The following is a 21,649-nucleotide window of genomic DNA, read 5'->3' as shown; positions in this document are numbered from 1 at the left end:
CTGTTTATTTTTGGAGATTACCGCCCATGGCATTGCACCCGGACATCGAAGGTTTTCTGGAGCTGGCCGAGTTCGGCCGCCTCAGCGGCAAAAGCCAACCCATGCATGAGCTGACGCCTGACGAGGCCCGGCAGCAATTCGAACAGACCTCGCAGTTGCTCGATGCCACCCCGACGGGCGCGTTGACGGTGACGGCGATCAGCCTGCCTGCGCGGGACGGGCATGTGCTCAACGCGCGGCTGTACGCCAAACCGCAACCGGACAACGAACCACGCCCGGTGTTGTTGTACTTCCATGGCGGCGGCTACGTGGTGGGCAGCCTCGATTCCCACGACACCCTGTGCCGGCGTCTGGCGCTGGCAGGGGAGTTTGCCGTGTTGTCGGCGGATTATCGGCTGGCGCCGGAACATCGCTTTCCGACTGCTTACAACGATGCCGAAGACGTGACGCGCTGGCTGGCTATTACCGGTGCTCAAGCCTTGGGGCTGGACGCGAGGCGCATAGCGCTGGCAGGGGACAGCGTCGGCGGCAGCCTGGTGGCGTCGCTGTGCATCGCCATTGCCCAGGACCCGCTGGGATGGCCGCTGGTGCCGCGCCTGCAAGTGTTGCTCTACCCGGTGATCGATGCGGTTAAAAAACGCCCGTCCCTGGCGCGATTCGCCGAAGGCTATCTGCTCGAAGCCACCACGCTGGAATGGTTCTACCAGCAATACCAACGCAGCGAAGCGGATCGCGCCGACTGGCGTTTTTCACCGCTGTATGCGGAGCGCGTGGAAAGCCTGACGCCGACGGTGTTGTGGCTGGCCGAGTACGATCCATTGCTCGATGAAGGCCTGGCCTGGGCTGAGAAACTGCGGACCGCGGGGCAACCCTTGGCGCTGGACGTAAAGGCCGGCATGACCCACGACTTTGCGCGCATGGGCGAAATGGTCCAGGAAGTGCCGGGGATGCTGGTGCAACTGGCGGCGCAGATCAGCGAAAGCCTGGTCTGATTTGTGGGAATTGCCCTGAGGTCGATCAGTCAAGCACAACCCCTGTGGGAGCGAGCTTGCTCGCGATAGCGGTCGTACATTCAACATCTATGTGTCTGACCCAACGCCATCGCGAGCAAGCTCGCTCCCACAGGTCTATCGGTGATTCGGAGATTGTGGTCAGGGCGGATCAAGCCGATCCAGCGCCCGATTCACCGCCAGTTCCCCCAGCATGATCACCTGCGCAATCCCCAACAGCGCATGGCGGCTCGTCCCCTGCAAATGATCCACCAGATCGTTGGCCATGACATTGGCCGACGCCAGCGACTCACGCGCATGGGCGAGATGGTCCAGGAAGTGCCGGGGATGCTGGTGCAACTGGCGGCGCAGATCAGCGAAAGCCTGGCCTGATTTGTGGGAATTGCCCTGAGGTCGATCAGTTAAGCACAACCCCTGTGGGAGCGAGCTTGCTCGCGATAGCGGTCGTACATTCAACCTCTATGTGTCTGACCCAACGCCATCGCGAGCAAGCTCGCTCCCACAGGTCTATCGGTGATCCGGAGATTGTGGTCAGGGCGGATCAAGCCGATCCAGCGCCCGATTCACCGCCAGTTCCCCCAGCATGATCACCTGTGCAATCCCCAACAGCGCATGGCGGCTCGTCCCCTGCAAATGATCCACCAGATCGTTGGCCATGACATTGGCCGACGCCAGCGACTCACGCGCATGAGCGAGATGGTCCAGGAAGTGCCGGGGATGCTGGTGCAACTGGCGGCGCAGATTGGCGAAAGTCTGGTCTGATTTGTGGGAATTGCCCTGAGATCGATCAGTCAAGCACAACCCCTGTGGGAGCGAGCTTGCTCGCGATAGCGGTCGAACATTCAACCTCTATGTGTCTGACCCAACGCCATCGCGAGCAAGCTCGCTCCCACAGGTCTATCGGTGATCTGGATATTGTGGTCAGGGCGGATCAAGCCGATCCAGCGCCCGATTCGCCGCCAGTTCCCCCAACATGATCACCTGCGCAATCCCCAACAGCGCATGGCGACTTGTCCCCTGCAAATGATCCACCAGATCGTTGGCCATGACATTGGCTGACGCCAGCGACTCATGCACATGGGCGAGATGGTCCAGGAAGTGCCGGGGATGCTGGTGCAACTGGCGGCGCAGATTGGCGAAAATCTGGTCTGATTTGTGGGAATTGCCCTGAGATCGATCAGTCAAGCACAACCCCTGTGGGAGCGAGCTTGCTCGCGATAGCGGTCGTACATTCAACATCTATGTGTCTGACCCAACGCCATCGCGAGCAAGCTCGCTCCCACAGGTCTATCGGTGATCCGGAGATTGTGGTCAGGGCGGATCAAGCCGATCCAGCGCCCGATTCACCGCCAGTTCCCCCAGCATGATCACCTGCGCAATCCCCAACAGCGCATGGCGGCTCGTCCCCTGCAAATGATCCACCAGATCGTTGGCCATGACATTGGCCGACGCCAGCGACTCACAGGCGTGCACCAGCAGGGTTTCGGTACTGAGTTCGGGGTTGACGATGAACATCGTGCTGGGTGTGCGCGGGGTGGCCATGATGTTGGGGCCTGGATCGAAGGCGCGCTCGGCGGTTTCGTGGATTTGTCTTGATTCGGGACTTTCGTGTGGGGAGGCCGGGTCGGAATCGGGCGGATTGGGTGTGGGCTTGAACATGGATGGTAAACCTCTCAGTTGAGCCGCAACCTGTCTCGCTACTAAACGGAAGGGTGGCGGCTGTGCGCAAGTTAGTAGACCGGATTACCACCCAAATCCGGCGCACCCGAAGGCGCCATGCACACAGCCACCATCAAATGCAGGCGGACACCTGATTGAAGGACGCTTATGCAACCGATTTTGGATGGTAAGACGGGCTACTAAACCCGATCACTGACAATCAGTGACCCGAACCAAGTTACCGACCACCCCCAAGGCGCACAAGCCGGCGGATTCTGGCGTACCTGTAGGCAACGACGCAAGGCGTTGTGGCTTTCATGAAGTAACCTGTAGGCCGCTTAAACAGGCGCTGTCGAGTGGTTCTTGACCTGCTGGTATGCCTTGTCAAAGAGCGTTGAAATCTTCGGAGTCGTTGCCCCCCCAAAAACAAGGTCATCACGTAATCCCGGGAAACACGGATAACGCAATACCTGCAGGAGCTGGCTTGTCGGGTCGCCGCATCGCAGCGATGGTCGTTGACGATGACGCGTGAGAACTGGATAAACGCGGCGCACTTGAGAACATCGCCAGCAAGCTGGCTCCTACAGGAATAGACCGCAGGCCTCGGGGTGTGGGCAGCAGCGGGGCACACCTTTCGCAGACCCCGGCGGCTATGTATTATCGACATCGGCCCGATGCTGCCCGCCGCTCGCTCCCGCTGGGAAAGGTGAAAGCATCTGCGCCTCATGCAAACCCTGTCGCCTCTCTTGACGGTCGAGGTTTGGCAATGCGAGCACCAAAGCATCTCGGCTACAGGAGCAGACATGTTTTCAATCGAGCAAGCCAAGCAGATGGCCAAGCAGTTGCGCGCCTCGCTGGAGGAGCGCAATCAGGCGGTGACCCATTCCACCGCGCTGGAACTGGTCGCGCAGCAACTGGGCTACAAGGACTGGAACACCGCGTCGGCGCTGCTGGCCCAGGCCAATACCCCGCCAGCGCCGGGCATTACCTTCGATAAACCCGTCCCCATTTTGCGCAGTTTCGACGAAGCCAAGGCCCGGGAGTTCTATCTGGATTTCCTGGGTTTCAGCGTCGAGTTCGAACATCGCTTCGAGGCTGATCTGCCGCTGTACCTGGGCATCAGCCGCGACGGATTGCACCTGCACCTTTCCGAACATCACGGCGATGCCAGCCCGGGCTCGACGGTGTTCGTGCCGATGCAAAACATCGAACTGCTCAGGGATGAACTGCTGGGCAAGCGCTACGGCTACGGACGCCCGGACATTGTTCAGCAGGGCTGGGGCAAGGAGTTGCAGGTCTACGACCCGTTCGGCAATCGGATTCGCTTCTGCCAATATTGATCAGGCGGTGCGGGGCGGGGCGACCCGGTCCGCGTTGAACCACCTGCCACTAAGGATGAATACGCCATGACCACGCAGGACATTTCGCTTCAAGACATCGCCGCGCCTGAAGGCGTTTGTTATGGCTGCGGCAGCCAGAACCCGCACGGGCTGCATATCAAGAGCTTCTGGCATGAAGACGGGGTGCATGTCATGGCCGAGCATATGCCCGATGACAAGTATTGCGGCTGGCCGGGTCTGGTTTACGGCGGTTTGATCGCGATGCTGGTCGATTGCCACTCCAACTGGGCTGCGATGGCTTATCACTACCGCGCCGAACAGCGCGAAGTGGGCAGTTTGCCCCACGTCACCTGCGTCACCGGTAACCTGGGCATCAAGTACATCAAGCCTACCCCGATGGGCGTACGTCTGACCTTGCGGGCAAAAGTCGAGGGTGATGTCGGGCGCAAAAGTCGCGTTATCTGTGAGGTTTTCGCCGGGGATGTGCTGACCGCTGTCGGGGACTCCACGTTTGTCCGCGTCGATACCGAGCAACTCCGGACCGCCGCGCACGACAATAAAGTCGGTTCCTGACCCCGGCGCCTCGCCGTTCGTCAGCGAGCCCGCACCTTTCCCGATGCCGGGTCTTCCAAGGTTTTATACCTCACCGGGGAGACCCAGATAATGAACAGGAAAATGCTCGCCCTCATGGCTGCGGGTCTGCTGTCGACGGGCTCGTTTTTTGCGCTGGTCGCCGAGAACGCGACGGCGGGTTCCGCTGTCCCGCCTGCTGCCGTGCCTGGCATCAACCAGCCGCAGGCTGCTGAAGCCAAAGACGAGAAGGCTGACAAGAAAGGCGAGGAGGCCGCGGGCTCAAACTCCGGCGCCGATTCGCAAGCGGCGCAAAAGGATGCCGCGACCTCAAGTGGTTCGAAGGACGAAGTCAAGGAGCCCACGCAGTGACGGCCTGAATCGACCGGGTTTTCCCGGCCATTAAGCGACGTCTACGCCATCACCCGGTTGCGCCCGCTCTGCTTGGCCAGATAGAGACGTTCATCGGCCAGTTTCAGTACGCTTTCGGGCATCGGGGTGTCCGCACTCCGGCAAGCCACGCCAATGGACATCGTCAGCTTTCCAACCTGCGGCACCTCGGTCTGCGCGATGTGCTCGCGTATCCGTTCGGCAATGCCCCTGGCGGTATCCAGCGGCGTATCCGGAAGGATCAGCGCGAACTCTTCACCTCCGGCGCGGCAGGCGAGGTCGCCGGTCCGGGAGTTCTGCTTGAGGATGCCGGCGACCTCTTTCAGGGCCACGTCGCCGGCGTCATGCCCGAAGGTGTCGTTGACCTTTTTGAAGTGATCGATATCCAGCGCCAGCACCGAATAGGCTTGCCCGGTTTTTGCCAGCAGATCCAGTACGCCGCCCATGGCCCTTCGATTGGCCAGGCCGGTCAGGGGATCGCTTTGCGCTTCGTGGCTGAGTTGGCCAAGCTTTTGCTGGAGCAGCTGCACACCGGTCAGCATGGCCTGGCGAATGGCCGATGCGTCGCGGTACCAGGCATGGACTTGCCGCAGTTGCTCGGTCGTTTGCGGGGCGGCCAACTGGTCGGCGGCGGCCGATAGCTGGCGCAACGGGCGGGCGATCAGTGTGGTCCCGAGCAAAATCAGCCCCAGGCCCAACAGCCCGGCCGGGATCATGCCCAGGACCATGTCGCGCATGAGTTGTCCCAGCGGCGCCAGGCTGAGGTCCCGGGGTTGTTGTGCGACAACCGCCCAGTTGGCCTCCGGCACCTGGGCAAAACCGGCGAGCATGGGCACACCCTTGTAGTTCGGGCCTTCCAGGGAGCCACGTTCGCCGCGCAAGGCCGCATCGACCGTCAGGCTCCAGCCCAGGACCTCACCGATGCGCTTCTGGTCCGGGTGATACAGCAGCCGCCGATTACCGTCAGCGATGAACGCAAAGGTCCCTTCGTGATGGAAGTGACGGCTGATGATCGTATGAAAGGTGCTTTGCTTGAGCAGGTAGACCGAGCCGCCGACGACGCCGAGGAGCGCTCCTGACGGGTTGAAAACCGGTTGTGAAATGAACACCACCAGGTTGCCCGCTGCGGAAACGTAAGCGGCGCTGACCGCTGGACGACGTTCCTTGAGCGCCTGCTGGATGCCCTCCGACGTCAATGTGGCGCCGACTATCTGCGAGGTATCCGGATAGGCCTGCAGGACTTTGCCTGCCGCATCCACAACGGCAATGGAGTTGAAGTCGGCATCCTGGGCTTGCAGGCGGATGGCTTCTTTGCGCAGCACTTCGGGGTCGTTCCAGTGCCGGCCAAGTGTGTTGGCGCTGTAGTTCAAGCGACTGTGCGCCGAATTGAGGAACTCACCGATGCTGGAAGCGACTTTTGCGGCGTAGGCTGCGTTGGCCTCAAGCGTGGTATGGATCAGGGACTGACGCTGCACCCGGTAAGCGACGTAGAGGCTGTTGCACAACGTCGCGAGGACCGACAGCAGGACGAAGAAAAGAATCAGTCCGCGCAGGTCGATGGGCAGGGGCCTGGACAGCTTCGCGCGGCTACCTTGCGCGTTGATGGCACTGTTGGGGTCATCCGCTGGCGTCGCCATTTTCGATCCATGAAGGGTGTGTTGTGAGGGGGGGCAAAGACTGCCTTGCAGGATAGGCAGAGAGCGCCGAGTTGTCACATGCACGCCACAGAAAACAGAATCGGGCAAGGCTTTGGCCGCTGCAACTTCTGTGGGAGCGAGCTTGCTCGCGATAGCGCAATGTCAGTCAACGATGATGTTGACTGTGCAATCGTCATCGCGAGCAAGCTCGCTCCCACAGGTTCGCCGGCAATCAGTACTGTGCGCGCAGGCTCAGGGTCACGGTGCGCGGGTCGCCGTAGAAGTTGGTGCCCCAGGACGCATCGACGCGATCGTAGTACTTGCGGTCGAACAGGTTGTTGGCGGTCAGTGTCGACGACAGGTTTTCGTTGAACTTGTAGCCGACCTGCGCTGTGGTGATGGCATAGCCGCCTTGCTGGAACTTCACGTCACGCTGGTAGTAGGTGTCGCTGACCGCCCGCACGCCACCGCCGACGCTGAAGTCCTTGAGCGGACCGTCGGTGAACTCGTACTTGGTCCACAGGTTGAAGTTGTGCTTGGGCGTGATGGTGCTGAAAGTATTGCCTTTGTTGGCCGCGTCGCCGTCCAGGAACTTGGTGGAGGTGTAGGCGTAACCGGTGACGATGCTCCAGTTTTCGGTCAGGTTGCCGCTCAGCTCGGTTTCCCAGCCTTCGCTGCGTGCCTTGCCTTCGGTCATGTAGGCACCGGAGTTGTTGTCGTATTCGGCACGGTTTTCATCGTAGATGCGAAAGGCCGCGATGCTGGCGTTCAGGCGACCGTCGTAGAACTCGCGCTTGAGGCCGATCTCGTATTGCTTGCCTTCGCGCGGGCCGACCGGCTCGCCGTCCGCACCGATTTCGCTCTGCGGTTTGAACACGCCGGTGTAGCTGAAGTAGGTCGACAGTTCCGGGGTGATCTTGCCGATGAGGGCGCCGTACGGCACGACCTTGCGGTTGATGCTGGTGTGGGCTTCGCCGAAGTTGTTGAAGAAGGCGTTGGCGTTCTTCGCGTCGGCTTCGTACCAGGTCACACGGCTGCCGCCGATGACGTCGAGCCAGTCGGTGACGTTGAACTTGGCACGGGTATAGACCCCGTACTGGTCGGACTTGGACCAGTTGCCGTTGACGTGCGCATAGTCGTTGCGGGGAATGTCGATGCTGCCCGGATCCCACACGTTGATCGGGAAGTACTCGCCGCCGCCGTAGGTGAAGTCCTTGTCCAGGTGCTGGTACTCGGCGCCCAGGGTGAACTCGTGGCGGCGATCGGCGAACTCGAACGGCGTGGTGACGAAGCTGTCGACGCCGATGGTCTTGATGTGGGTGTAGTAGTCGTAGGCCACGGCCCAGCTGTCACCGGTGGCCGGATCGACCGCGCCGTCGGCCCAGGTGAAGTTACGCTCCGGGGTTTCGGCATCGCGGTAGGTCAGGGTGGTCTTGAACTGACCGCCGTTGTCCAGTTCGTGATCAACTTCGGCAAAGGATTCCCAGACCTTCTCGTTCAGGGTGTTCCACTTGGCGTCGACGAAGGTCGAGCGCGGAACGTCCAGCAAGGTGCCGTCGGCATAGGCCGGCAAGCCGAAGGCCGGGGTGGAGTTGTTCTTCTGGTAAGCGCCGCCGACCGACAGGGTGGTGGCCGGGTCGAGGTCGAACTCCAGGCGACCGTAGACCATCGGGCGTTCGTTCTGCGCGTAGTCGACGTAGGACTGGTTGTTCTCGTAGGCGGTGATGAAGCGGCCGCGCACGGTGCCCTGGTCGTTCAGCGGGCCGGTGACGTCAACCATGGAACGGTAGTGATCGTAGGAGCCGGCGGCCAGTTCGCCACCGAGGGCGAATTTGCCCAGGGCGCGCTTGCGCACCACGTTGATCGTACCGCCGGGTTCACCTGCGCCCTGGTACAGGCCCGATGGACCGCGCAGCACTTCGATGCGGTCGTACATCGCCAGGTCGAAACTGGTGGCCATGTCGCCCTGGCCGGTGGGTTGCGAGACGCCGTCGACCTGCACCTGGTCGACGAGGAAGCCGCGCATGTAGACGTCGTTGAGGCTGGAGCCGGAGTTGTAGGTCTTGATGGTCGTGCCGGTGACCTGGCGCATGGCGTCCTGCAGGCTGTTCATGTTCTGGTCGTCCATGCGCTGGCGCGTGACGACGGACACCGACTGCGGGATGTCCTTGACCTTGATGTTGCCTTTGCCGATGGTCACTTCATCGCTGGTGTAGGAGTGCGTGCCTTCGGTGGTCGGCCCCAACGCCACGCCAGTGATGGAGGTCGCACCCAGCTGCAATGCACTGGAGTCACCGACCGCTGGCACCAGCGACACAGTGTTGCCATTCAACTGAAAATTGATGCCGCTCCCCAGCAGCAAGGTTTTCAGTGCCTGTTCCGGTTCCATGTTGCCGGACACCGCCGTGGACTTGATGCCGTTGACCATGTCCTGGCTGTAGAGAATCTGCAGGTTGGTCTGCTGGCCCAGTTCGCGCAATGCACTGGCCAGCGACTGGGCCGGCACGTTGACGTTCACCGGGGCTGCCTCGACCTGGGAAGTGCCCAGCAGCAACAGGGTCAACAGCGCGCCCGGCACGACCGTTCGGAATTTCTTTTGCCGATCGATGGCTAATGCCAAGGGGGCGCGGGACAGAGTAAGGCTTTGCATTGCTCGAATCGCTCCAGAAGGGTGTGTGCAGTTTTTTAGTTAATGATAATTATTATTAGACGGACCACTTTGCCTAAACCGGAAAACAAACTTCAAAAAAACAACAACCTGCGTGCAACCAGCGCTGTCAGGCGCTCGCGCGCTCGGTGATGACCCGGCCCGACTCCATGCGCACCAGTTGATCGGCCATGTCGAAATAGCGGTCGTCGTGGGAGATGACGATGATGGTCTTGCCCAGGCGTTTGAGGTCCGGCAGCAGTTCGGTGTAGAAGATGCGGCGGAAGGTCGGGTCCTGGTCGGCGGCCCATTCGTCGAACACCAGCACCGGGCGTTCTTCCAGCCAGGCATTGACCAGCGCCAGGCGCTTGCGCTGGCCGGTGGACAGGTCGGTGGTGGTGAAACTGCCGTCCCTGACGCTGACCTTGTGCGCAATTTCCAGGCGTTGCAGGTAGGCATTGGCATCTTCGGGGATGTGCTGGTCACCCTGCACCACGTCATCGAACAGGTAGTAGTCGGCAAAGATCGTGGTGAACAACTGGCGGTAGTCGTCTCGATTGTGCGCATCGATGCCCTGGCCGTTGAGCAGGATTTCGCCGTGTTGCGGGGCGTAGAGGCCCAGCAGCAACTTGATCAGCGTGGTCTTGCCGCAGCCGTTTTCGCCGACGATGAAAATGATGTCGCCTTGCGCGATGCTCAGGTTCACCGGGCCCAGGCGAAACGCGTCGCTGCCCGGTGCGGCGGGGAAGGCGTAGCTGACGTTGTTCAGTTGCAGGCTGTTGACCACAACCGGCGGGGTGCCCTGGTCGTTGAGCAGCAGGTGCGGTTCCGGCGAGGAAAACCGGCTCGACAGTTCGGCGATGCGGCGGAAGGCGATACGCGCCCGGCTCACGATCGGCAAGGTGCTGACCAGGTGCTCGATCGGGCCTTTCATGTACAGCAGCACCAGCACGAATCCGCTCATCACCGCTTGGTCGGCGCTGGGCCAGAAGGATTGCAGGGCCAGCGCCAGGCCGATGACCACGAAGAACAGCATCGAGCCGAGGGTCTTGGCGATCACGAAGGTATTGATCGAGCGCACCTGGGTGTCGCAGATGAAATCGGCGGTGCCCTGGATGCCCTTGACGAACATGCGCTGGCGGCGCGGACGGTGGATGCGCAATTCCTTGGCGCCGCCGGCAATGGCGTTGTAGTGCTTCTGCAATTCGTCTTCGGCGTCGCGGGCGGCCATGAAGCCCTGGATACCCTTGCCCTGCGCGTAGAACTGGATGCCGGTGCCGATGGCAATCGCCAGCACCATCATCAGGAACATCGGCCACGACAACATCGCCAGGTAACCCATGCAGCCGAGGGTCACGGTCAGGGAAATGGCGAGCGGCGCGAAGGCGAAGGCGAAGTCGCTGATGGTGTCGACGTCGTGGGTCAGCACCGGGATCAGTCGGTGGCTGCGGTAGCGCTCGATCTGCTCGATGGGCGCCGAGAGCACTTTCTCCCCCAGCTCTTTGCGCAGTTTGGCAATGATGTGCTGGCCGACGTAGTTGGTGCCGATGTCCGAGCAGATCGAGCTGCCCAGGGCCAGCAGGCACAGGCCACCGAACAGCGCGACCACGCCCTGGGTCAGGCCGTCCGGCGAATGCAGTGCGTTGTTGATGGTGGCCAGCAGCACCGTGACACTCAGGCCGCCGACCATGCCCAGGAGGATCGACAAACTGACGACGAGCCGGAACGGTTTCAGGAGGCTGAACAATTCATGAATTGCACCGCGCGTTGGCTGGGTCATGAGCAGAGGGTTCCTTGGGTCTTGAGGCAGATACCCAGTAGAACGTCTGATGGAGGGCTTAATTTAAAGGGTGGGGGACGGGTGGCGGGGGAGTTACACAAAACCTGTGGGAGCGGGCTTGCTCGCGAAGGCGGTGGGTCAGAAAAGTTGATGTTGGCTGACACGACGCCTTCGCGAGCAAGCCCGCTCCCACAAGGGGTAGGGGGAGGTTAGAGACTGCGTACTACACGGAATCCGATCCAGTCGCCACGGGTCTGCGGGTCGATGTCGTTGCGGTTGCCCGAACGGGAAAACACCGGTGCTTCGCCCCAGTCGTTGCCACGGATGCGCAGGGTGTCGCAGTCGGGCTCGGTCCAGGCGCTGCCGTCGGTGGGTGCGCCGACGTAGTCCGGGTGATAGCAGTCGGCGATCCACTCGTAGACGTTGCCGTGCATGTCGTACAGGCCAAAGGCATTCGCTGGGTAGCTGCCGACCGGCGAGCTGTAGCTGTAGCCGTCGGTCGGGCCGTAGGTGTTGGCGTGGGTGGCGATGCTGTATTCGGTGCCGGGGTCGAACGGGAAGGGGAACGCGCCCGTCGATCCGCCACGGGCCGCGTACTCGCGCTGGGCTTCGCTGACGATGTGGTAGTGCTGGCCGGTTTTCATCGACAGCCAGGCGACGTAGGCGCTGACCTCGGCGAAGTTCATGCACACCGCCGGCTGGCGCGGGCCCTGGGGGTAGCTCGGCTTGCCATTGGTGCACGCGCGGCCGGGGCGGGTGTCGCCATCGGGCAGGGTGATGCCGGTTTCCTTCATGTACTGGTTCCATTCGCCGGCGGTGATCTGGTAACGGCTCATGGCGAAGGGTTTGTCGAACGTCACCTCATGCATCGGGCCTTCATCAGGCTCGCGGCCGACTTCGTCGTCCGGGGTGCCCATGGTGAAGGTGCCGGCGGGCAGCACGACCATTTCCGGGCAGTCACGACAATCCTTGAACACTTTGCCCGGTAATGGCGCCGTATAGGCCTGGGCCAAGCCTGGCACGGTACTGCCGAGCAATCCCAGTAGCATCAGGGCGCCCAGGTTTTTGAGGGGGCTTTTCATAGAGGTTCTCGCTTCTTGAAATCGGTGGGTCAGAGCCGGCTGGCCAGCAGTTCCATCAACCTGTCGATGTGCGCCTGGGTATTGAGCAACCCCGGCGACACTCGAATGATCGGCCCGACATCACGGTCCACGGCATCGCACACCACGCGCTGATCCATCAGGTAATTGGCGACTTCTTCGCAGTCGCGGTTCTTGATGCGGAAGAAGGTGAAACCGGCGGAATACTCCGGTGACAGGGGTGTGACCAGTTCCACCGACGGGTGCTGCTGCAAGCGTTTTTTCAGGTAGCTGTTGATGTCATGGATGCGTGCCGCGACCTCGGCCTTGCCCAGGTCCAGGTGCAACTTGAAGGCTTCGGTCAATGCCCAGCGGTGTTCGAACGAGTGATAGCCGCCGTAGGTCATCACCGTGGAAAACTGCGTGGCTTCGGAGAAGGTCGGGATGGTCGGGGTCACGTCCTTGAGCTCGTCGGAACGGGCGCAGATGATCCCGGTGCCCCGTGGGCCGAACATCCATTTGTGGGTGCCGGCGATGAAGAAATCGCAGTGCATGTCCGGGAAGTCGACATTCTCCACGCCGAAGCCGTGGACGCCATCGATCACGTAGAGGATGCGGTCCTTGTCCTCGCGACCACGGTTTTTCTCTTCCACCAGTTTGCCGATCTCGCCGATGGGCAGCTTCACGCCGCTGCCGGAGTGCACCCAGGTCATGCCCAGTACGCGGGTCTCGGGGCGAATGTTGCGCTCAATCGCGGCCAGCACTTCGGCGGTCGAGACCTTGTACGGGTCTTCGAACAATTTGATCTTGCGAACCTGGGTGCCGTCTTTCTGGGTGCGGTATTCGAACACGCTGTTGGCGGCGTAGTGCTCGTGTTCGCTGGTGAGGATTTCCTGGTCCGGGCGCACGTGGATGCCGGCGTAGATCATCGCCAGGCCTTCGGTGGTGCTGCCGGTCAGGGCGATCTGCGACGGTTTGGCTTTCAAATAGCGCCCGGCCCAGACGCGCACCTCTTCTTCGCGGCGTTCGGTTTCGCCGCGATGCCAGTCCATGGCCAGGCCGGGGTTGCGATCGAGGTTGGCGCGGTGCATCTCGATGGCTTCACGCACCGGACGCGGGTGCGAGGTCACCAGGAAGTTGGCGAAGTGCAGGTAGTTCGGGTCCTGCGTGAACAATTGGCGCAACTGCTCCCATTTGTCCTTGGGCAAGGGTGCCGGGGCCGCGGCCAGTGCCGGCAGGTTCACGGCCGAGGCTAGGGGAATGCCGGCCGCCAGAATACCGGCCTGCTTGAGGAATGAACGACGGTTGGTCATGGATTCGGTTCGCTTTGGCAAAAGGAAATAATCAGTTCTGGACCACGGGCCGGGAGGACTTTTGCACCTGGTCCCAGACCCGCAGGAAATTGCCGCCCCAGAGCTTGGCGATGTCGGCCTCGCTGTAGCCGCGGCTGATCAGTTCGGCGGTCACGTTGCGGGCTTCACTGACGTCTTTCCAGCCGTCGAGGCCGCCGCCATCATTGAAGTCGGAACTGATGCCGACGTGGTCGATGCCGATTTTTTTCACGGCGTAATCGATCGCATCGCCGTAATCCTTGAGGCTGGCCTTGGGTTCTTCGTCGAGGATCGAATAGAGCTGGCTGGCGTATTCGCCGAAACGCTGTTCGGGCCAGACGGTGATCACCGGGTCACCCGGCATCAGCGCCATCTCCAGGCCTTGCAGCGGTTGCAGGTCGAAGCGCGCGCGCAGGGCGTTGAGTTTGTCCTGGGTGGCCTGGCTCAGCGGGCGGATGTAGGTCGGGAAACCGACAATCTGCACCACGCCGCCGCTGTTCTTGATCAACTGCATTTCCGCATCGCTGAGGTTGCGCGGGATGTCCACCAGGGCGCGCGGCGCCGAGTGCGAGGCGACCATCGGCGTGCGGCTCAGGTGCGCGACCTGCTCCAGGGCCTTGGTCGACATCTGCGACACATCGATGATCACGCCCAGGTCGTTGAGACGCTGCACCGCTTGCTTGCCGATGTCCGACAGCCCGCCGAGGGCGTCCCGCGAATCATTGAAGAACGGCAGGGGCCGCGACGAGTCGGCCCAGGCGTTGTTGCCCACGTAGCTGAAGCCGAACATGCGCATGCCGCGCGCCGCCCACTTGTCCAGGGCGTTGAGGTCGTTGCCCAGCGGGTAGGCGTTGAGCATGCTGATGAAAATCGCGAACTTGCCTTCGCCGTGCAGGCGACGGAAGTCGTCGGGGGTGTAGGCGATGGCGACTTGATGGGGGAAGTCACGCACCATCGCGCTGATGATCTTGTAGCGGGTTTCCTGCTCGTGTCGGGCCTCGTCGATGAATCCGGCGGTCGGGCGATGGGGCGCATTGGGGCCGTTCCAGATTTCCGGCCAGCCGAAAATCGTCAGCGCCGCCCCGGACAGGCGCCCGCGTCCGGTCTTGACCAGGTCGAACTGGCCTTCGCCGTCCTTGTCGACTTCGTTGCCGGCGGTGCCGAAATCCATGGGTACGGTGATGTGGCTGTCGAACGAGAGGATACGCTCCTGCAGCTGATCGGCCTGTTTCATCACCTTCACCGGGTAGCCGGGATTGTCCCTGAACCAGTAGTCCCAAGCCGCGAAGCCTGCCCCCGCGCTGATCGCCAGGGCCAGCGGCAAGCCGATGAAAATAGCCTTTTTCGAACGTGGTTTTGTCATTGCCGTCTCAGTCAGGTTCGCCGTCGGGGATCAGGCGCGGGGGCCTTTGCTATCTGGGGGGAACGAGTGGCTGGGCTGAGAATTTAGTTGTTTGTGCCGGCCTCTTCGCGAGCAGGCTCGCTCCCACATTTGGAATGCGGTTACCTGTGGGAGCGAGCCTGCTCGCGAAGCTTTTAAATTTGTCAGGGCAACAATCGTTCTAGCTTGGATAAAGCCTGCTCCATGGCTGACACAGGTAGGGCAATGACGATTTCTCGACGATGGTTCCTCGCGGGTCTGGCGCTGACCGGTGCCGCCGTGCCTGCGGTCTACTACGGGCATCGCGAACTGACCAAGCCGGACCCGACGATCACCCCGGACGAAGCCTCGTTCGACGTGGCGGACGTGGCCGGCCAGCGGTTGGCGGACGCCTTGCGCGGGGTCTGGAAGATTCGGTTCGAAGGCCGTGACGCCGGCATCGAAGGCTTGCCGCTGGAGGGGCTGGAGGTCTTTCTCGACATCGGTCACAAAGGTCGTGGCGTGATCGGTTTCCTCGACACCGCCGAGCGTTTGCGCTCTGCCGAGGAGCCCCGTTACCGGGTGCTCGGCGATCTGTCCGGGGCCAACCCGAAGCAGCTCGGTTGGCGACTGCTGGGCGCCAGCGGCTGTTGCGAGTACGAATTCGACATGACCCTGGATGAGGTCTGGGCCGGTTTCGCTAACGCCGGCAGCGGCAGTCTCAGCGGGCGCGTGCTGGACCTCAAGCGTCCGCTGATGCTGACGGCCCAGGACAATCGCTTCATTGCCGTCAAACGGGTATTCCCTGAAGCGCGCGAACGCACCGGCCTCAATCCGGCCCTGCTGGCCTGGCTGGTATCGCCGGAGCACCGTTTGTTCCACCAGCTCTGGCATGCCTCCCGGGACAAGTGGCACAAGCTGTCCGAAGACCAGCGCGGCGCCTTGCGCGGGCTCGGCTGGCAACCCGGTCCGCGAGACAGGGAGCGCGATGGCCGAGGTGTGCGCAAGGATCGCAACGGTTCGGGTGTGGACTTTTTCTTCATGCACCGGCACATGCTTGGCACGGCGCGTTCGATGCAGGACTTACCCTCCTGGACGCACTTCCCGTTGCCGCAACCGGAACTGGCGCGGGACCGGCCCGGCTTCGCCCGGTACTTCGACAACCACGACGGCACCGCGCTGCCGCCAACCTGGCTGGCCGAGGACGATGACGAGTACACGCAATGGGTCAGTGACATCAAGACCGGCGAGACGTACCACAGCAATTTCCAGGTCTGGGAATCGCGCTACCGTGATCCGCGTTACCTGTCGACGCTGACCCTCGGCCAGTTCGGCTCGGAGGTTGAACTGGGCCTGCACGACTGGCTGCACATGCGCTGGGCTTCGGTGCCGCGTGATCCGTCCAACGGTCAGCCGGTGCCCTTTGCCCGTGATCCGGCAGACTTTTCCGCGCGCTGGTTCGCCGCGGAAAACGATTTCCTCGGCGACCCGTTTTCCTCCCATGTGAACCCGGTGTTCTGGCATTTCCACGGCTGGATCGACGATCGTCTGGAGGACTGGTTCCGCGCCCACGAGCGCTTCCACCCGGGGCAGGTCAGTCGGCTGCAGGTCAATGGCGTGCCCTGGTTTGCGCCGGGGCGCTGGGTCGAGATCGATGACCCATGGCTCGGCCCGGTCACCCATGGCTGCAGCACCACGCCGGGGTTGCAGGCAGGCAAGTCAGTGGAAATGGACCCGGAAACCATGAAGCTGGCGCTGCGCATTACTTTTGGCGAGGATGAAAAGAAGCTGAAGGATTTGTTCCGCAAAGTGCCGCAGCGGCCGTGGTATGCGCGCAATCTGAAGGCTAAGCAGAACCAGGCTTGATAACGGCGTGACCGTCAAATCGAGAAAGAAGGGGGATTGATGTTGAATGTTCCCGCCCCTTCGCGAGCAAGCCCGCTCCCACATTTGATCTTGGTCGTACACAGGTTTTGTGTTCACTGAAGATCCACTGTGGGAGCGGGCTTGCTCGCGAAGGCGTCCTGACAGACACCACGATTAAAGAACCTGCCACCCCCCACCCAGCGCCTTGTACAACGCAATGCTCGCCTGCATCCGCGACAAGCGCAGTTGCACATTCAAATCCTGCGCCGCATACAGCGTGCGTTGGGTCTCCAGGACCGTCAGCAAATCCTCGGCCCCGGCCTGGTAACGGCTTTGCGCGATGTTGAACGCGGTCTGTGCCTGGCTCAGTTCTTCACTCTGCCACCCGCGCTGTTCGTCCAGCCCGCGAATGCTGTTGAGGGCTTTTTCGACGTCGGCGAAGCCATTGATGATCGCGCCGCGATAGGTTTCCAGCAGTTCTTGCTGGCGCGCCGTGGCCTTGTCGCGCTGGGCGCCGAGGCGGCCGTTGTTGAACACCGGCGCAAGCAGCCCGGCGCTGAGGTTGTAGAAGGGGCTGCGCAGAATATCGTCGGCCCGGTCGGCCCCGGAGCCGATTTCGGCGGTGAGGGTCACGGTGGGCAGCATCGCGGCCCGGGCGACGGTGACGTCGGCCTGGGCGGCGGCCAGTTGCGCCTCGGCCCGGGCAATGTCCGGACGGCGGCTGAGCAATTGGCTGGGCACCCCGGCGTCGATGGCCGGCCAGGTCAGTTGATCGAAGCGTTCCTGACCCAGCGACAGCGCCTGCACCGGACGGCCGAGCAGGGCGGCGAGGCTGATTTTCGCCTCCTCGGCCTGTTGCCGCACCAGCGGCAGCTGGCGTTGCTGCGCCGCCACCAGGCTTTTTTGCTGCGCCAGTTCCAGGGCCGTGGCCGAGCCCGAATCGAAGCGGGTCTGCACCAGTTTCAGCACGCTTTGCGCATTGGCCAGGTTCAACTCGGCGATGCGGCTTTGTTCCTGCAACGACAAGGCTTGCGCGTAACTGTTGGCCACCCCGCTGAGCAAGGTCAATTCCACGGTGGCCTGATCGAATTCGCTGGCGTCCAGACTGAATTGCGCACTGTCGCGGCTGGCCCGCTGGCCGCCCCAGAAATCGATTTCGTAGCTGGCCACCAGGTTCGCATTGAAGTAGTCGACGGCGTTGTTATCGCTGTCGGCATCGAGCTGACTGTAGCCGTTGCCCCGTATCAGCTTCTGGCGATTAGCATTGGCCGCGGCCTTGACCTCCGGCAGTTGCGAGCCGCCGGCGATGACCGTGTCGGCCTGGGCCTGGCGCACTCTGGCGATGGCGGCGGCCAAATCGTAACTGCCGAGCCGCGCCTGTTCGATCAGGCGACCCAGTTGCGGGCTGCCGAAGCGGTTCCACCATTGCTGGTTGTCATGGACAGCGCCTGCGGTGTGCGGCGATTGCCAGGCGGCCGGCGGCTGGATGCCGCTGTCGGGGCGCTGGGCCGGGGTGCCGCAGGCACTGAGCAACAGGCACAGGGTTAACACACTGAGTGGCGGCTTCATCAATCGATCATTCACTGGTAAGGGCCGTGACCGGGTCGAGTCGGGCAGCTTTGCGGGCCGGCATAAAGCCGAAAACAACACCGGTGACCAGGGCGCAGCCGAAGGCGCCCAGCACCGCTATCAGGGAGAACGCGACAGCGACTTCGCTGAAAATCAGCACGCCACCGACGATCAGCGCCAGGGCGATCCCGGCGAGGCCGCCCACCACCGAGAGCATCACCGCCTCGGTGAGGAACTGGCGCAGGATGTCGCGCTGGCGCGCGCCGGTGGCCATGCGGATACCGATCTCACGAGTCCGCTCGCGCACGGTCATGAGCATGATGTTCATCACGCCGATCCCGCCCACCAGCAGCGAAATGGCGGCGATCGAACCGAGCATCAGCGACAGGGTGTTTTGCGTGCGTGCCTCGGCCTGGATCATCGCGGCGTTGTTGGTCAGTTCGAAATCGTGCTTGCCGTCGTGCAGGCGCAGCATCAATTGCTCGATGGCTTTTTCGGTTTCCTTGACCTTGCGCGCGTCGGCGGCGGCGATGGCGATGTACTCGGGATTGTGCGTGCCGAACAGGCGCACACTGGCGGCGGAGTAGGGGATGGCAATGCGGTCGTCGCTGTCGGAGTCGCCGGAGCTGGCGCCTTTTTCGGCGAGCACGCCGACCACCTGGAAGGGTACGTTTTCGATCAGGATGTACTGGCCGATCGGGTTGGCCACGTCCTTGAGCAACTTGGTCCGCACCTTGTGCCCGATCACCGCGACCGCCGCGGCGTTCTGTTCATCGGCGTGGGTGAAGTAGCTGCCTTCGACCACCGGCCAGTTGAAGATCGCCGGGAAGTTGGTGTCGTTGCCACCGACATAGCTCATGTGATCCAGGTTGCCGAAGCGCACCCCGGCCTCCTGGCCGTTGACCGGCATGATCCGCATGACCTGGGGCAAGCTGGCAATTGCCGCGACCTCGTCGAGGGTGATGATGCCCATCGGCGTGCGCGGATTGGGCGCCGAGCCGCTGAGGTAAATGATGTTGGAACCGAACGCGCCCATCTGCGCCATCACCTGGCGCTTGCTGCCTTCACCCACGGCCAGCATGACCACCACCGAGGCGACGCCGATGATGATCCCGAGCAAGGTCAGCGCGGTGCGGAACTTGTTGATCCACATCACCCGCCACGCCGCGTGCACGGCATCGACCAATTCGCCCTTCCAGGCGCCGGTGGCTTCGGCGCCTTCACTCAAGCGCTTGCGCAGGTCGACGGCTTGTAGCGCGCCGGGGTTGGCCGAGTTTTGCGCGGTAGGGTTTTCGCTGGCGCTGTCACTGATGATCAGGCCGTCGCGGATCTCGATGATGCGTTTGGCCCGGGCCGCCACTTCGCGGTCGTGGGTGATGAGGATTACCACGTGGCCCTGGCTCGCCAGCTCGTCGAGCAGGGTCATGACCTCGGCGCCGCTGTGGCTGTCGAGGGCGCCGGTGGGTTCATCGGCGAGAATGATGTGGCCGCCGTTCATCAGCGCACGGGCAATCGACACCCGTTGCTGCTGGCCGCCGGAAAGCTGGTGGGGGCGGTTGCCGGTGCGCGAAGCCAGGCCGAGGCGCTCGAGCAGGGCGGCGGCGCGGGCGTGGCGTTCGGCGGCCGGAGTGCCGGCATAGATCGCCGGCATCTCGACGTTTTCCTGGGCCGAACCGGAGGGAATCAGGTGATAGCCCTGGAACACGAAACCGAAGGCTTCACGCCGCAACCAGGCCAGTTCGTCGCTGTCGAGGGCGGCGACGTTTTCCCCGGCGAAGCGGTATTCGCCCGAGGTCGGACGATCGAGGCAGCCGAGGATGTTCATCAGCGTCGACTTGCCGGAACCGGAAGCGCCGACAATCGCCACGAACTCCCCGGCATGGATCGACAGGTCGATGCCGCGCAATACGTGAACTTCAGGCGCGTCGCCACCGCCGTAGGCTTTGCGGATGTCCGAAAGGTCGATCAGGGGCGTCTGCATTCAGCCGCCACTCCCGTCGACCGGGCCGATCAACAGGTGATCGCCTTCTTGCAGGCCGTCGAGGATCTGCACCCGCAGGCGGTCACTGATGCCGGTGCGCACGTTGCGCTGTTCGATGCTGCCGTTTTTGGCGACCACTTGCGCGGTCTGCAGGTCTGGCTGCGCGCCGGTTTGCAAGGCGGCGATGGGCGCGGTGAGGACGTTCTGCGCCTGGTTGGCGACGAAGAACACCTGGGTGGTCATTTCCGCCATCAGCGCGTTGTCGGCGTTGTCGACATCCAGCAACACGGTGTACAGCACCACGCGGGCACTCCCGCTTTTGCTGGTGCTGGCAGGGCTGCCGCCGCCCTGGCTGGTCTGGTCCAGCGGCTTGGGCGGCACGGGGAGGATTTGCCGCACGGTGCTGGTCCAGCGCCGGGTGCCACCGCTCAGGGTGGTGAACCAGGCGTGCATGCCGGGTTTGACGTGGCCGATGTCGGCCTCCGAGACTTCGGCCCACACGGTCATCGGCGACAGCTTGGCGATGCGCAGGATCAGCGGTGTCTGCTGTTGGGCGTTGAGGGTCTGGCCCTCGCGGGCATCCAGCGCCACCACTGTGCCGGCCATCGGCGCATAAATCCGCGTGTAGCCGAGCTCCGCCTGATCGCTGCGCAGGCTGGCTTCGGCCTGGCGGATCTGCGCCTGGAACATGTCGATGCGCGCCTGGGTCACGCGCAGTTCGGCCTGGGCGGTTTGCACGTCTTCTTCACGGGTGGCGCCGCCGGCGGCGAGGTTCTGCTGGCGCTGGTATTTCTGCCGGGCCAGTTCGTGTTGCGCCCGCTGTTCCTGCAGCTGCGCCTTGAGGTTTTCGATGGAGAAGCGCCCGGCATCGAGTTTGGCCTGCTGCGTGGACGGGTCGATTTCCACCAGCAACTGGCCTTCCTTGACCCGGTCGCCGACTTCCACGTGGATCTTGTGGATTTGCCCGGAGGCCTGGGCGCCGACGTCGACATAGCGCCGCGGTTGCAGGGTGCCCAGGGCGGTGACGCTGCTTTCGATGTCGGCGCGGCTGACCTGGACGGTGGTGAACTGGTCGCGGCCCGGCGGGATGAACTGCCAGGCGGCGACGGCCATCACGGGGATCAGGCAAAGTGCTGCAAGCAGGGCGCGTCGGGTCTGTCGGGGGCGTTTCATGCAGGGTTCCGGCCTTGGGAAATCGGCCCGTCCGGGCAGAGACGGGGAGCTGTCCTGTAAACGTAGAAAGCGCCGGGGAATTTAGGTGGTGACACAACCCCTTGTAGGAGCGAGCTTGCTCGCGATGGACGTCAACGATAACGCGTGCTGTCTGGATCAACGCGTTGTCCTTGATGCCATCGCGAGCAAGCTCGCTCCTACAGGGTTCGTGACTAAATGCCGGGAAAGGTGAAGCAGTACTTTAAATCTATATGAGA

The 21,649-nt window shown here is 62.6% G+C and carries 15 protein-coding genes and 3 pseudogenes; 5 read left to right on the top strand and 13 right to left on the bottom strand.

Features of this window, described 5'->3' with window-relative positions; genetic code table 11:
* The first annotated feature begins 26 nt into the window (after positions 1 to 26).
* Complete coding sequence (locus tag KW838_RS25665; RefSeq protein ID WP_218503930.1) at positions 27 to 992, top strand: alpha/beta hydrolase; 966 nt, start codon at positions 27 to 29, stop codon at positions 990 to 992.
* A gap of 159 nt (positions 993 to 1,151) precedes the next feature.
* On the opposite strand, the pseudogene KW838_RS30010 reads toward KW838_RS25665, so the two are convergent.
* The 4 genes and pseudogenes from KW838_RS30010 to KW838_RS25645 form a co-directional block, all read right to left on the bottom strand.
* Positions 1,152 to 1,316 (bottom strand): annotated as a pseudogene (locus tag KW838_RS30010) (DUF6124 family protein); the annotation flags it as partial.
* Positions 1,317 to 1,541: 225 nt separating this feature from the next.
* Positions 1,542 to 1,706 (bottom strand): annotated as a pseudogene (locus tag KW838_RS30005) (DUF6124 family protein); the annotation flags it as partial.
* A gap of 225 nt (positions 1,707 to 1,931) precedes the next feature.
* A pseudogene (locus KW838_RS30000) lies at positions 1,932 to 2,096 on the bottom strand (DUF6124 family protein); the annotation flags it as partial.
* A 225-nt stretch (positions 2,097 to 2,321) separates the two neighbouring features.
* Positions 2,322 to 2,669, bottom strand: a complete 348-nt coding sequence (locus KW838_RS25645) for a DUF6124 family protein (RefSeq protein WP_218503927.1) — start codon at positions 2,667 to 2,669, stop codon at positions 2,322 to 2,324.
* 803 nt (positions 2,670 to 3,472) lie between these two features.
* Here KW838_RS25645 and KW838_RS25640 point away from each other — a divergent pair.
* The 3 genes from KW838_RS25640 to KW838_RS25630 all read left to right on the top strand — a co-directional run bounded on the left by KW838_RS25640 (position 3,473) and on the right by KW838_RS25630 (position 4,951).
* Positions 3,473 to 4,009: a glyoxalase superfamily protein gene (locus KW838_RS25640; protein ID WP_218503926.1), complete on the top strand. Its 537-nt coding sequence runs from the start codon at positions 3,473 to 3,475 to the stop codon at positions 4,007 to 4,009.
* A 66-nt stretch (positions 4,010 to 4,075) separates the two neighbouring features.
* Positions 4,076 to 4,582 (top strand): PaaI family thioesterase, encoded by a 507-nt coding sequence (locus tag KW838_RS25635; RefSeq protein ID WP_116581484.1) that lies wholly within the window; start codon positions 4,076 to 4,078, stop codon positions 4,580 to 4,582.
* Between the two features lie 90 nt (positions 4,583 to 4,672).
* Complete coding sequence (locus KW838_RS25630; RefSeq protein WP_218503925.1) at positions 4,673 to 4,951, top strand: hypothetical protein; 279 nt, start codon at positions 4,673 to 4,675, stop codon at positions 4,949 to 4,951.
* A gap of 41 nt (positions 4,952 to 4,992) precedes the next feature.
* On the opposite strand, the gene KW838_RS25625 is transcribed toward KW838_RS25630, so the two are convergent.
* From KW838_RS25625 to pvdM, 6 genes are all read right to left on the bottom strand, one after another.
* Positions 4,993 to 6,606: a diguanylate cyclase gene (locus KW838_RS25625; protein WP_218503924.1), complete on the bottom strand. Its 1,614-nt coding sequence runs from the start codon at positions 6,604 to 6,606 to the stop codon at positions 4,993 to 4,995.
* Between the two features lie 232 nt (positions 6,607 to 6,838).
* On the bottom strand, positions 6,839 to 9,256 hold the full coding sequence (locus KW838_RS25620) for a TonB-dependent receptor (RefSeq protein WP_102701327.1): 2,418 nt from the start codon (positions 9,254 to 9,256) through the stop codon (positions 6,839 to 6,841).
* A gap of 127 nt (positions 9,257 to 9,383) precedes the next feature.
* On the bottom strand, positions 9,384 to 11,033 hold the full coding sequence (locus tag KW838_RS25615) for a cyclic peptide export ABC transporter (RefSeq protein ID WP_218503923.1): 1,650 nt from the start codon (positions 11,031 to 11,033) through the stop codon (positions 9,384 to 9,386).
* A 209-nt stretch (positions 11,034 to 11,242) separates the two neighbouring features.
* Positions 11,243 to 12,115 carry a formylglycine-generating enzyme family protein gene (locus tag KW838_RS25610; RefSeq protein ID WP_217835871.1) on the bottom strand — a complete coding sequence of 291 codons (873 nt, stop codon included), beginning with the start codon at positions 12,113 to 12,115 and terminating at the stop codon, positions 11,243 to 11,245.
* Positions 12,116 to 12,144: 29 nt separating this feature from the next.
* Complete coding sequence (locus tag KW838_RS25605) at positions 12,145 to 13,425, bottom strand: aminotransferase class V-fold PLP-dependent enzyme (RefSeq protein ID WP_218503922.1); 1,281 nt, start codon at positions 13,423 to 13,425, stop codon at positions 12,145 to 12,147.
* Between the two features lie 31 nt (positions 13,426 to 13,456).
* Positions 13,457 to 14,806, bottom strand: a complete 1,350-nt coding sequence (pvdM, locus tag KW838_RS25600) for a pyoverdine-tailoring dipeptidase-like protein PvdM (RefSeq protein WP_218503921.1) — start codon at positions 14,804 to 14,806, stop codon at positions 13,457 to 13,459.
* A gap of 243 nt (positions 14,807 to 15,049) precedes the next feature.
* Here pvdM and KW838_RS25595 point away from each other — a divergent pair, with 243 nt between their 5' ends.
* Positions 15,050 to 16,669 carry a PvdJ/PvdD/PvdP-like protein gene (locus KW838_RS25595; RefSeq protein WP_218503920.1) on the top strand — a complete coding sequence of 540 codons (1,620 nt, stop codon included), beginning with the start codon at positions 15,050 to 15,052 and terminating at the stop codon, positions 16,667 to 16,669.
* 174 nt (positions 16,670 to 16,843) lie between these two features.
* Here KW838_RS25595 and KW838_RS25590 read toward each other — a convergent pair whose 3' ends face one another.
* Genes KW838_RS25590 through KW838_RS25580 form a run of 3 tightly spaced genes read right to left on the bottom strand, consistent with a single transcriptional unit; the run spans position 16,844 to position 21,392 of the window.
* Positions 16,844 to 18,238: an efflux transporter outer membrane subunit gene (locus KW838_RS25590; protein WP_218503919.1), complete on the bottom strand. Its 1,395-nt coding sequence runs from the start codon at positions 18,236 to 18,238 to the stop codon at positions 16,844 to 16,846.
* Positions 18,239 to 18,245: 7 nt separating this feature from the next.
* The gene (locus tag KW838_RS25585; protein ID WP_218503918.1) at positions 18,246 to 20,219 is read right to left on the bottom strand and encodes a MacB family efflux pump subunit; all 1,974 of its coding nucleotides are present in this window, start codon (positions 20,217 to 20,219) and stop codon (positions 18,246 to 18,248) included.
* Positions 20,220 to 21,392 (bottom strand): efflux RND transporter periplasmic adaptor subunit, encoded by a 1,173-nt coding sequence (locus KW838_RS25580; protein WP_218503917.1) that lies wholly within the window; start codon positions 21,390 to 21,392, stop codon positions 20,220 to 20,222.
* Positions 21,393 to 21,649: the final 257 nt, after the last annotated feature.

Origin of the sequence: Pseudomonas sp. PDM27, from assembly GCF_019219205.1 — a bacterium.
Taxonomy (GTDB): Bacteria; Pseudomonadota; Gammaproteobacteria; order Pseudomonadales; family Pseudomonadaceae; genus Aquipseudomonas; species Aquipseudomonas laurylsulfatiphila.
This window is presented reverse-complemented; position numbering and strand designations above follow the sequence as displayed.

Excerpts from the sequence above, each read along its gene's own strand:
- KW838_RS25665 (WP_218503930.1), top strand. The coding sequence starts at position 27 with ATGGCATTGCACCCGGACATCGAAGGTTTTCTGGAGCTGGCCGAGTTC.
- KW838_RS25645 (WP_218503927.1), bottom strand. The coding sequence starts at position 2,669 with ATGTTCAAGCCCACACCCAATCCGCCCGATTCCGACCCGGCCTCCCCA.
- KW838_RS25640 (WP_218503926.1), top strand. The coding sequence starts at position 3,473 with ATGTTTTCAATCGAGCAAGCCAAGCAGATGGCCAAGCAGTTGCGCGCC.
- KW838_RS25635 (WP_116581484.1), top strand. The coding sequence starts at position 4,076 with ATGACCACGCAGGACATTTCGCTTCAAGACATCGCCGCGCCTGAAGGC.
- KW838_RS25630 (WP_218503925.1), top strand. The coding sequence starts at position 4,673 with ATGAACAGGAAAATGCTCGCCCTCATGGCTGCGGGTCTGCTGTCGACG.
- KW838_RS25625 (WP_218503924.1), bottom strand. The coding sequence starts at position 6,606 with ATGGCGACGCCAGCGGATGACCCCAACAGTGCCATCAACGCGCAAGGT.
- KW838_RS25620 (WP_102701327.1), bottom strand. The coding sequence starts at position 9,256 with ATGCAAAGCCTTACTCTGTCCCGCGCCCCCTTGGCATTAGCCATCGAT.
- KW838_RS25615 (WP_218503923.1), bottom strand. The coding sequence starts at position 11,033 with ATGACCCAGCCAACGCGCGGTGCAATTCATGAATTGTTCAGCCTCCTG.
- KW838_RS25610 (WP_217835871.1), bottom strand. The coding sequence starts at position 12,115 with ATGAAAAGCCCCCTCAAAAACCTGGGCGCCCTGATGCTACTGGGATTG.
- KW838_RS25605 (WP_218503922.1), bottom strand. The coding sequence starts at position 13,425 with ATGACCAACCGTCGTTCATTCCTCAAGCAGGCCGGTATTCTGGCGGCC.
- pvdM (WP_218503921.1), bottom strand. The coding sequence starts at position 14,806 with ATGACAAAACCACGTTCGAAAAAGGCTATTTTCATCGGCTTGCCGCTG.
- KW838_RS25595 (WP_218503920.1), top strand. The coding sequence starts at position 15,050 with ATGACGATTTCTCGACGATGGTTCCTCGCGGGTCTGGCGCTGACCGGT.
- KW838_RS25590 (WP_218503919.1), bottom strand. The coding sequence starts at position 18,238 with ATGAAGCCGCCACTCAGTGTGTTAACCCTGTGCCTGTTGCTCAGTGCC.
- KW838_RS25585 (WP_218503918.1), bottom strand. The coding sequence starts at position 20,219 with ATGCAGACGCCCCTGATCGACCTTTCGGACATCCGCAAAGCCTACGGC.
- KW838_RS25580 (WP_218503917.1), bottom strand. The coding sequence starts at position 21,392 with ATGAAACGCCCCCGACAGACCCGACGCGCCCTGCTTGCAGCACTTTGC.